The sequence below is a fragment of the Pseudonocardia nigra genome, assembly GCF_019396355.1.
In the GTDB taxonomy this organism is placed as follows: Bacteria; Actinomycetota; Actinomycetes; order Mycobacteriales; family Pseudonocardiaceae; genus Pseudonocardia; species Pseudonocardia nigra.
The window spans coordinates 1-2,355 of record NZ_JAHKRK010000403.1 but is presented as its reverse complement, the minus strand read 5'-3'; the positions used below and the strand labels follow the sequence as shown (position 1 = coordinate 2,355).

The window sequence follows — 2,355 nt, the reverse complement described above, 5'->3', positions numbered from 1 at the left end:
AAGGGCCACCGCGCGGTCGCCACCCGCTACGACAAGCGCGACTACATGTTCCGCGGAACCATCGACGTCGCCTCGATCAGGATCTGGCTCCGCGACCCCGTCCCATGATCCAAGGGACACGCTCTAATGGCGCTGTGAACTCCTCCTGCCCCGACTCCTAGATTGAGCACATGGCTTCTCATTTCGATGTCGTGGTTCTCGGGGCGGGTCCGGGTGGGTACGTCGCGGCGATCCGGGCGGCCCAGCTCGGCCGCTCCGTCGCGGTGGTGGAGGAGAAGTACTGGGGCGGGGTGTGCCTGAACGTCGGCTGCATCCCGTCCAAGGCGCTGCTGCGCAACGCCGAGCTCGCCCACCTCGTCACCAAGGAGGCGAAGACGTTCGGCATCTCCGGTGACGTGTCGTTCGACTTCGGCGCCGCCTTCGACCGCAGCCGCACGGTGGCCGACGGCCGGGTCAAGGGCGTCCACTTCCTCATGAAGAAGAACAAGATCACCGAGTTCGACGGGCGTGGCTCGTTCGTCGACGCCGGCACGATCGAGGTCGCGCTCGGCAACGGGGGCACCGAGCGGATCACCTTCGACGACGTGATCATCGCCACCGGCGCGAGCACGCGGCTGCTGCCCGGCACGTCGCTGTCCGAGCGCGTGGTCACCTACGAGGAGCAGATCCTCACCCGCGACCTGCCGGGGAGCATCATCATCGCCGGGGCGGGCGCGATCGGCGTGGAGTTCGCCTTCGTGCTGAGCAACTACGGGGTGAAGGTCACGATCGTCGAGTTCCTCGACCGGATGCTGCCGCTCGAGGACCCCGCGGTGTCCAAGGAGCTGGCCAAGCGCTACCGCAAGTACGGCATCGACGTGCTGACCTCCACGCGGGTGGAGTCGATCGACGACTCCGGTGAGCAGGTCACCGTCACGGTCTCGCAGAAGGGCGAGACGAAGGAGCTCAAGGCCGACAAGGTCATGCAGGCGATCGGCTTCGTCCCGCGCACGGAGGGCTACGGCCTGGAGAATACCGGCGTCGAGCTCACCGAACGCGGCGCGATCAAGATCGACGACCGGATGCGCACGAACGTGCCGCACATCTACGCGATCGGCGACGTCACCGCGAAGCTGATGCTCGCCCACGTCGGCGAGGCGCAGGGCGTGGTGGCGGCGGAGACCATCGCCGGGGCCGAGACCCAGGAGCTCGACTACGTGATGATGCCGCGGGCCACGTTCTGCAACCCGCAGGTCGCGAGCTTCGGCTACACGGAGGAGCAGGCCCGCGAGCTGGCCGACGAGAAGGGCTGGAAGGTCACGGTCGCCCAGTTCCCCTTCACCGCCAACGGCAAGGCGCAGGGGCTCGGCGAGCCCGGCGGGTTCGTCAAGCTCATCGCCGACGAGACCTACGGCGAGCTGCTCGGCGGGCACCTCATCGGCCCGGAGGTCACCGAGCTGCTGCCCGAGCTCACGCTGGCTCAGAAGTGGGACCTGACGGCCGCCGAGCTGGGCCGCAACGTGCACGCGCACCCGACGCTGTCGGAGGCGCTGCAGGAGGCGTTCCACGGCCTGAGCGGACACATGATCAACCTCTGACGGGCGGGACCCGATGTCCCACCCGGTGCAGGACACCGGCCTCCTGACCGCGGGACGGCCGGCTCCGTAGCGTCGCGCCCCTCTCCACCGAAGGGGTGTCGACATGACTGGTACCGGGATCGACCGTGGTGCGACGGCGGGGCTCGTCGGGGGCGCGGCCTGGGTGCTGTTCGGGTGGGGCACGCCGTGGGCCGAGGTGGGCGATGGTGCGACGCCCACGATCGGTGCGGCCGCCGCAGCCGCGTGGTTCTGGCTGCTGCTGGTGGTGCCCGCCGCCCTGCTGCTCGTGGCGCTGCGCAGCCTGCACGTGCGGCACCGCGGCCGGTACGGGCGGCTCGGAACGGCGGGTGCGGCGATCACCGGAGTCGGGTTCGCCGCGATGGGCGTCGGCACTGCGTGGGAGCTGGTGACGATCACGGTCGCCGGAGTCGAGAGCGCAGTCGGCTACGCCGTGCACTCGCTCGGGTTCGTGCTGCTGCTGCCCGGGACGGTCCTGCTCGGCATCGCCGTGTGGCGGGCGGGCGTGCTGTCGCGGGCCGGGCTCGCCGGGCTCGCGCTCGCGCTGACCGTGCCCGTGGGCGTCGGGGTCGCGGTACTCGGCGCGCTGGTTCACCCCGTCGACAACACCGGCTACTGGCTCGCGCTCACGCTGCCCTCCGGCATCGCCTGGCTGGTGGTCGCGACACAGCTGCGGGCGACCGCCGTGGTGCCGCCCGGTCGGGCCGCCACCGCGGTGGGGTGAGGGGGCGCGCTGCCGGGGACTGTCGGTCCCCGGCAG

General features: G+C 70.6%; 2 protein-coding genes. Both read left to right on the top strand.

What is annotated here, in order from left to right:
- Positions 1-170: 170 nt before the first annotated feature.
- Positions 171-1,577, top strand: a complete 1,407-nt coding sequence (gene lpdA / locus KME75_RS40950; RefSeq protein WP_219420369.1) for a dihydrolipoyl dehydrogenase — start codon at positions 171-173, stop codon at positions 1,575-1,577.
- 103 nt (positions 1,578-1,680) lie between these two features.
- A complete protein-coding gene (locus KME75_RS40945; protein WP_219420368.1) occupies positions 1,681-2,319 on the top strand; it encodes a hypothetical protein in 639 nt (212 codons plus the stop codon).
- Positions 2,320-2,355: the final 36 nt, after the last annotated feature.

Bases quoted from the DNA above. Each gene is read 5' to 3' on its own strand.
- lpdA (WP_219420369.1), top strand. From the start codon at position 171: ATGGCTTCTCATTTCGATGTCGTGGTTCTCGGGGCGGGTCCGGGTGGG.
- KME75_RS40945 (WP_219420368.1), top strand. From the start codon at position 1,681: ATGACTGGTACCGGGATCGACCGTGGTGCGACGGCGGGGCTCGTCGGG.